Source organism: Pseudogemmobacter bohemicus (assembly GCF_003290025.1).
Classification (GTDB): domain Bacteria; phylum Pseudomonadota; class Alphaproteobacteria; order Rhodobacterales; family Rhodobacteraceae; genus Pseudogemmobacter; species Pseudogemmobacter bohemicus.
Genome location: NZ_QNHG01000001.1, coordinates 235,843 through 241,842 on the forward strand (window position 1 = coordinate 235,843; position 6,000 = coordinate 241,842).

Here is a 6,000-nt window from a genome sequence, read left to right on the forward strand (position 1 = left end):
ATTGCCTCGGTCATCCTGAACCATGATCCGGGTCTGTGGCCCGGGATTTCAGGGGTTCGACCAGGGAGTGCCGCCGATGACCGGAGAAGCCGAAGCCGCAGAAACTGCAGCCGATAGCGGGCGGAGAAAGCGCAGCGGCGGGCGCGCGGGCATGAAATCGCGCGGCGCCAGCGCCATTGAGCAGATGCCCTGGCGGATTCCGCTGAACCCCGACCGCCCGACCGAACCGCTGGACGCAGACGGCGTGCAGCGCATCCACAGGGGCGCGATGAAGATCCTCTCGGAGATCGGCATCGAATTCCTGAATCCGGAAGCGCTGGAGATCATGCGCCGCGCGGGTTGCCTTATCAACGGCACCAATGTGCGGATGGATGAGGCTTTCGTGATGGAGATGCTGGGCCATGCGCCGTCGCAATTCACCATCACGCCGAGGAATCCCGAGCGTGAGATCGTGATCGGCGGCAAACATATGGTGTTTGTGAATGTGTCGTCGCCGCCCAACTCCTGGGATCTGGAGCGCGGCAAACGCTCGGGCGATTTTGCGAGTTTCCAGGAGTTCATTAAGCTTACCCAGTATTTCAACTGCATCCATGTGGCGGGCGGTTATCCGGTCGAGCCGATTGATATCCATGCTTCGGTGCGCCATCTCGACTGTCTGCAGGAAAAGCTGGTGGTGACGGATAAGGTGGTCCACGCCTATTCTCTTGGCGCCGAGCGGGTCGAGGATGTGATGGAGATGGTCCGCATCGCGGGCGGGTTGTCGCATAGCGAATTCGACGAAAAGCCGCGGATGTATACCAATATCAACTCGGTCTCGCCGCTGAAACATGACCATCCGATGCTGGATGGGGCGATGCGGCTGGCGCGGCGGGGGCAGCCGGTGGTGATCACGCCCTTCACGCTGGCGGGGGCGATGGCGCCGGTCACGATGGCGGGGGCGGTGGCTCTGTCGCTGGCCGAGGCTTTGGCGGCGGTGGCTTTGCTGCAATATATCAATCCGGGCTGCCCGGTGGCGATTGGTACCTTTACTTCGAATGTCGACATGAAATCCGGCGCGCCGGCTTTCGGGACGCCGGAATATATGCGCGCGACGCAGATGACCGGGCAGCTGGTGCGGTTTTACGGGCTGCCGATGCGGTCCTCGGGGGTTTGCGCGGCGAATGTGCCGGATGGCCAGTCGATGTGGGAGACATCGAATTCCCTGTGGGCGGCGGTGCAGTCGGGAACCAATATGGTCTATCACGCTGCGGGGTGGCTGGAGGGTGGGCTGATCGCGAGCCCCGAGAAATTCGTGATGGATTGCGAGGTTTTGCAGATGATCCAGCGTTATTTCGAGGAGGCGACCTTTGCCACCACCGAGGAGGATATCGCGCTGGATGCGATCCGTGAGGTCGGACCCAATGGCCATTATTTCGGCTGTGCCCATACCCAGGCGCGCTATCAGACGGCGTTTTATCAGCCCTTTGCCAGCGACTGGCGCAATTACGAGGCCTGGGCGCTGGATGGTTCGACCTGGACGGCGGAGCGGGCGCATCGGATCTATAAGCAGATCCTGGCAGAATTTGAGCCTCCGGAGATGGATCACAATGCGCGCGAAGAGCTGGCGCGCTTTGTGGCGCGGCGCAAGCAGGAAGGCGGGGCACCCACCGATTTCTGATATGCCTGACGGCGGGGCGGGGCCACAGGCACGCCGCGGCCTTTCAGGCTGAGGGCGGGGCCGGTCACACGGGCGCCCTGTCTTGCGGTGGCTTATGGCGCGTGGAAGCGCCAGCGGCTCAGCATATCGGCGCCGCTGCGGCGCTGTGAGATCAGGGTGAGGCGCGGTGCCTCGTTCAGGGCTGTCAGGCCGAGCGGGTCGAGAGCCGCGCGCCCATCCGCGCCGATCAGCGCGCCGGCGGTGAAGAGGGCGAGTTCATCGGTGAGGCCGGCGCGGATCAGCGCGGCCGCGAGACCGCCGCCGCCTTCGCAGAAGATGCGGGTGAGGCCCTGGCCGGCCAGCGCGGTCAGTGCGGCGGTAAGGTCGGGATGGGGGCCGTTCAGCGGGCAGGCGATCAGCTTTGCGCCGGTGGCGGCCCAGGCATCTTGCGCGGGTGTGGGTGCATCGGGGGCGTGGACCAGCCAGACCGGCACATCACGCGCCGTGCGGCCGAGGCGGCTGTCGGGAGAATGGGAGAGGCTACTGTCGATCACGATGCGGATGGGCTGGCGTGTGGCACCCATGTCGCGAACGGTCAGGTCGGGGTCATCGGCGCGGGCGGTGCCGGATCCGACCATCACCGCGTCATGCTCCATCCGCATCGCATGGACGGCGCGGCGTGAGGCCGGACCGGTGATCCAACGGCTTTCGCCGGCGGCGGTGGCGATGCGGCCATCGAGTGTGGTCGCGAGTTTCAGGGTCACGAAGGGCAGGCCGCGCGTGACCCGTTTGAGAAAGCCTGCGGTGATGTTCCGGGCCTCGGGGCTGAGGATGCCTTCTGTGACTTCGATCCCTGCCGCGCGCAGGATCGCATGGCCGCGCCCGGCGACGCGGGGGTCGGGGTCGGTGATCGCGGTGACGACACGGGCCACACCGGCGGCGACCAGGGCCTCGGCGCAAGGGCTGGTCTTGCCGTGATGGGCGCAGGGCTCCAGCGTCACATAGGCGGTGGCGCCGCGCGCAGCCTCGCCCGCCTGGGCCAGAGCCACACGTTCGGCATGGGGGCGACCGCCAGGCTGGGTGGTGCCGCGCCCGATAACGATCCCGTCTTTCACCAGCACGCAGCCGACCGAAGGGTTGGGCCAGCACGCACCATTGCCCCGCTCGGCAAGGCGCAGGGCATGGGCCATATGGATCTGGTCGGTCTCAGCTGTCATGGTCGCTCCGGGGCCTTTTGCGGCCCCGGGCGTTATTCCTCGCCCTTGTCGCCGGCGGGCCTGAGCTCGCTGACAAACCGGTCGAAATCACCCGCAGCCTGGAAGTTCTTGTAAACGCTGGCGAAGCGAACATAGGCGACGGTGTCGATCCTGGCGAGAGACTCCATGACGATTTCGCCGATGGTGCGCGAGGGCACATCGGTTTCGCCCATGCTCTCAAGCCGCCGCACGATGCCCGAGATCATCTGGTCGATGCGTTCGGGGTCGATCGGGCGTTTCTGCATCGCGATCCGGATCGAGCGCTCCAGCTTGTCGCGGTCGAAATCCTCGCGTTTGCCATTGGATTTCACCACGACGAGATCGCGCAGCTGCACGCGCTCATAAGTGGTGAAACGCCCGCCACAGGCGGGGCAGAAACGGCGACGACGGATCGAGACGTGATCTTCGGCGGGACGCGAGTCCTTCACCTGGGTGTCGATATTGCCGCAGAACGGGCAGCGCATTGCGCCCTCCTTGCTTGTTATAATTGGCCTGCCTCAAGACCGGGTGTTCTCCCCGGTTCATTGCCCCGACTATAGGCACCACCACCGGATGAGGAGAAAGCGAAAAAGGGGGCCACCGGATATTGTGTTGCCCAGGTGTGGCCGCGAGGACTCAAAGCGGCGGGCGGCGCGGGGTGCGTTTTTACATGTCATTCGTCATTTTCATGTTACGATTCCATGCATGAAACGCCGACTCATCCTTTTTCTGGCTGTGTTGACCGGGCTGGCTGTGCTGGCCGCAGGGGCTGGCGCGGCGCTTGCCGGTGACCCTTTGCAAAAGGGGCCGGGCGACGAGACGATCTGCGCGCCGCGGGCAAAGCTGCTGGCACGGCTGGAGCATGGCCGGGATTTCATCGCCCAGGGGCAGGGGCTGCGCGATGCCGAAGCGATGATGGAGGTGCGGGCCGATCCCGACGGGAACTGGCTTTTGCTGCAGAATTATGCGGATGGCCTCTCCTGCCTCGTTGCTATGGGGGAGGCATGGGAGGGCGCGGCGCCTGTTGCGGCCCCGGAAACCGCTCGCGCGCCGCTGGCTTCGGGCGGCGAGGACGCGACCATGCCTGGTGCAGAACCGCCGGCAGGGGGCATGGATCCGGCCTGAATGAGGCGGCAGCCGCCCCGTGAGGAGTTCGGCGTCTGGATCCCCCAGGAGTTCTGCGCCAGGAGTTCAGTGTTCGGAATTCAGCGTTAGGGGGGCAAGTCGTCGGGTGGCAGGCATGGGAGCCGTCTGGTGCCGCGTTGCAAGCGCCCCAGCCCCATCTGAGCGCGCGGCCCTGTATCGGGCTGCGCTGCTTACGGCCAGGGACGTGTTTGCCTGCAATGGTGCAGGTCTCGCCGGTAGAGACTGGACCTCTCCAAGCCGGGACGAGGGATCAGCCTGATCACAGGCTGGGCCGCAATGCCCATGAATGCCGGGCTCTCCCGCATCACGCTCCGCCGCAGCATGCTCAGCCGGGCTGACGGCGCCGCACCTGTCGGTTTACGGGCAGGGGCTGGTCTCCCAGCGGCCGGTTTTATAGTTCCAGCATTGCCCGACACCCTCTTTCGCCCCGTAAAGCAGGTCGAGGCCGGCATCGACCGTACCGCGATTGCAGTTCAGCGTTGCGACAGTTTTCCCGCCTTTCAGCACATTCACGCCGCCTTCGGTGATGGCATTCTCGTCAAGCCGGTCAAAGCTGCTCCAGACCTCATAGGTCACGCCGGCATTGGTGAAGGAGACTGCCTCCCACATGGTGCGGCCGATGCCGGGCCAGGGCTGGTAGTCAAGCTCGCTCAATGCGGTGGCGATCTGCATTTCGGGCTTGCCGGGCGGGCCGAACAGATAGCTCACGGCGCTGCCGGTGCGGCAGACCTCAAGGTCTTTCTTGCCAATGCGGCATTCGAACAGGCTCTCGCCCTGGCAGGCGGCAAAGGCCGGGGCGGCGGTCAGAAGGACGGCGATGAGGGAGGGCAGAGCAAGCTGGCGCATCGGTATTCCTGCATTCGGGTCTTGCGGCAGGCTGTCGCGAAAGGTGCCGGGGCGCAAGGGCGGGTTTCCCGCCCTTCGGCTGACGATGCGCGGGAGGGCCGGCACAGGGGGAAAGATGGCGCCGGCGGCTTGCCAGCGGCCGGCGCCTCGCATAGGCGCATGCGCTATGGAAATCTGGATCCCGATCACGCTTGCCGGTGCCTTTTTGCAGAACCTGCGCTCGGCGGCGCAGAAGCATCTCAAGGGGGCGATGGGCACCACCGGCGCGACTTTCGTGCGCTTTGGCTTTGGGCTGCCGGTTGCACTGATGGTGCTGGCGGGGCTGGTGGCCTCGGGGCGCGGGCCGCTGCCGGCGCTGAGCCTGGAGTTCGCGGCCTGGGTTGTGCCGGGGGCGCTGGCGCAGATCGCGGGGACTTTCCTGCTGATCCACCTGTTTTCCTATCGGAATTTCGCGGTCGGCACCGCCTATTCGCGGACCGAACCCGCCCAGGCCGCGCTGTTCGGGCTGATCTTTCTGGGTGAACGGGTGACGCCCGGCGCGCTGGTCGCGATTGCCATCAGCGTGGCGGGGGTGATGCTGATCTCGGTCGCGCATCTCAAGGCTGGCTGGCGGAGCCTGGTGACCTCGGTTTTCTCGCGCAACGCGCTGATCGGGCTGGGATCGGGTATGATGTTCGGGATCTCGGCGGTGTGCTACCGGGGGGCCTCGATCTCGCTGGGCGGGCCGGATTTCGTGACCCAGGCGACGGTGACGCTGGTGGCGACGCTGTCGGTACAGGTGGTGGTGATGGGGGCCTGGATGGTCTGGCGCGAGCGGGGGGAGTTCGCGCGAATCGCAAAGGCCTGGAAAGTATCGCTTTTTGCGGGGGTTTGCGGGGCAGGGGCCTCGCTGTGCTGGTTCTCGGCCATGACCTTGCAAAATGCGGCGGTGGTGAAGGCGCTTGGCCAGATCGAGCTGTTGTTCACCTTTGCAGTGACGGTGTTTTTCTTTCGCGAGAAGATCGCACCGCGCGAGGTGACCGGCTGCCTGATGATCACCGGCGGCATTCTCGTGCTGCTCTTCTTCGGTTGACCGCAGGAGAGGCGGTTACGCCAAAGGCGCAACCGGGGAGGGGGCAGGGGAGGGGGAACCCCTCC

General features: G+C 65.5%; 6 protein-coding genes. 3 read left to right on the forward strand and 3 right to left on the reverse strand.

Going from position 1 to position 6,000, the window contains the following annotated elements:
• Positions 1 to 76: 76 nt before the first annotated feature.
• Positions 77 to 1,657 (forward strand): trimethylamine methyltransferase family protein, encoded by a 1,581-nt coding sequence (locus DRF71_RS01065; protein WP_112309895.1) that lies wholly within the window; start codon positions 77 to 79, stop codon positions 1,655 to 1,657.
• A gap of 92 nt (positions 1,658 to 1,749) precedes the next feature.
• Here the strand turns inward: DRF71_RS01065 and ribD are convergent, their stop codons facing one another.
• Positions 1,750 to 2,853, reverse strand: a complete 1,104-nt coding sequence (ribD, locus tag DRF71_RS01070) for a bifunctional diaminohydroxyphosphoribosylaminopyrimidine deaminase/5-amino-6-(5-phosphoribosylamino)uracil reductase RibD (protein WP_269814317.1) — start codon at positions 2,851 to 2,853, stop codon at positions 1,750 to 1,752.
• A gap of 32 nt (positions 2,854 to 2,885) precedes the next feature.
• Positions 2,886 to 3,356 carry a transcriptional regulator NrdR gene (nrdR, locus tag DRF71_RS01075; RefSeq protein WP_112308791.1) on the reverse strand — a complete coding sequence of 157 codons (471 nt, stop codon included), beginning with the start codon at positions 3,354 to 3,356 and terminating at the stop codon, positions 2,886 to 2,888.
• 220 nt (positions 3,357 to 3,576) lie between these two features.
• Here nrdR and DRF71_RS01080 point away from each other — a divergent pair, with 220 nt between their 5' ends.
• Positions 3,577 to 3,996 carry a hypothetical protein gene (locus DRF71_RS01080; protein ID WP_112308792.1) on the forward strand — a complete coding sequence of 140 codons (420 nt, stop codon included), beginning with the start codon at positions 3,577 to 3,579 and terminating at the stop codon, positions 3,994 to 3,996.
• A gap of 378 nt (positions 3,997 to 4,374) precedes the next feature.
• Here DRF71_RS01080 and DRF71_RS01085 read toward each other — a convergent pair whose 3' ends face one another.
• The gene (locus DRF71_RS01085; RefSeq protein WP_157970859.1) at positions 4,375 to 4,863 is read right to left on the reverse strand and encodes a hypothetical protein; all 489 of its coding nucleotides are present in this window, start codon (positions 4,861 to 4,863) and stop codon (positions 4,375 to 4,377) included.
• A 166-nt stretch (positions 4,864 to 5,029) separates the two neighbouring features.
• Between DRF71_RS01085 and DRF71_RS01090 the strand changes: the two genes are divergently transcribed.
• Positions 5,030 to 5,935 carry a DMT family transporter gene (locus DRF71_RS01090; RefSeq protein WP_112308794.1) on the forward strand — a complete coding sequence of 302 codons (906 nt, stop codon included), beginning with the start codon at positions 5,030 to 5,032 and terminating at the stop codon, positions 5,933 to 5,935.
• Positions 5,936 to 6,000 lie beyond the last annotated feature (65 nt).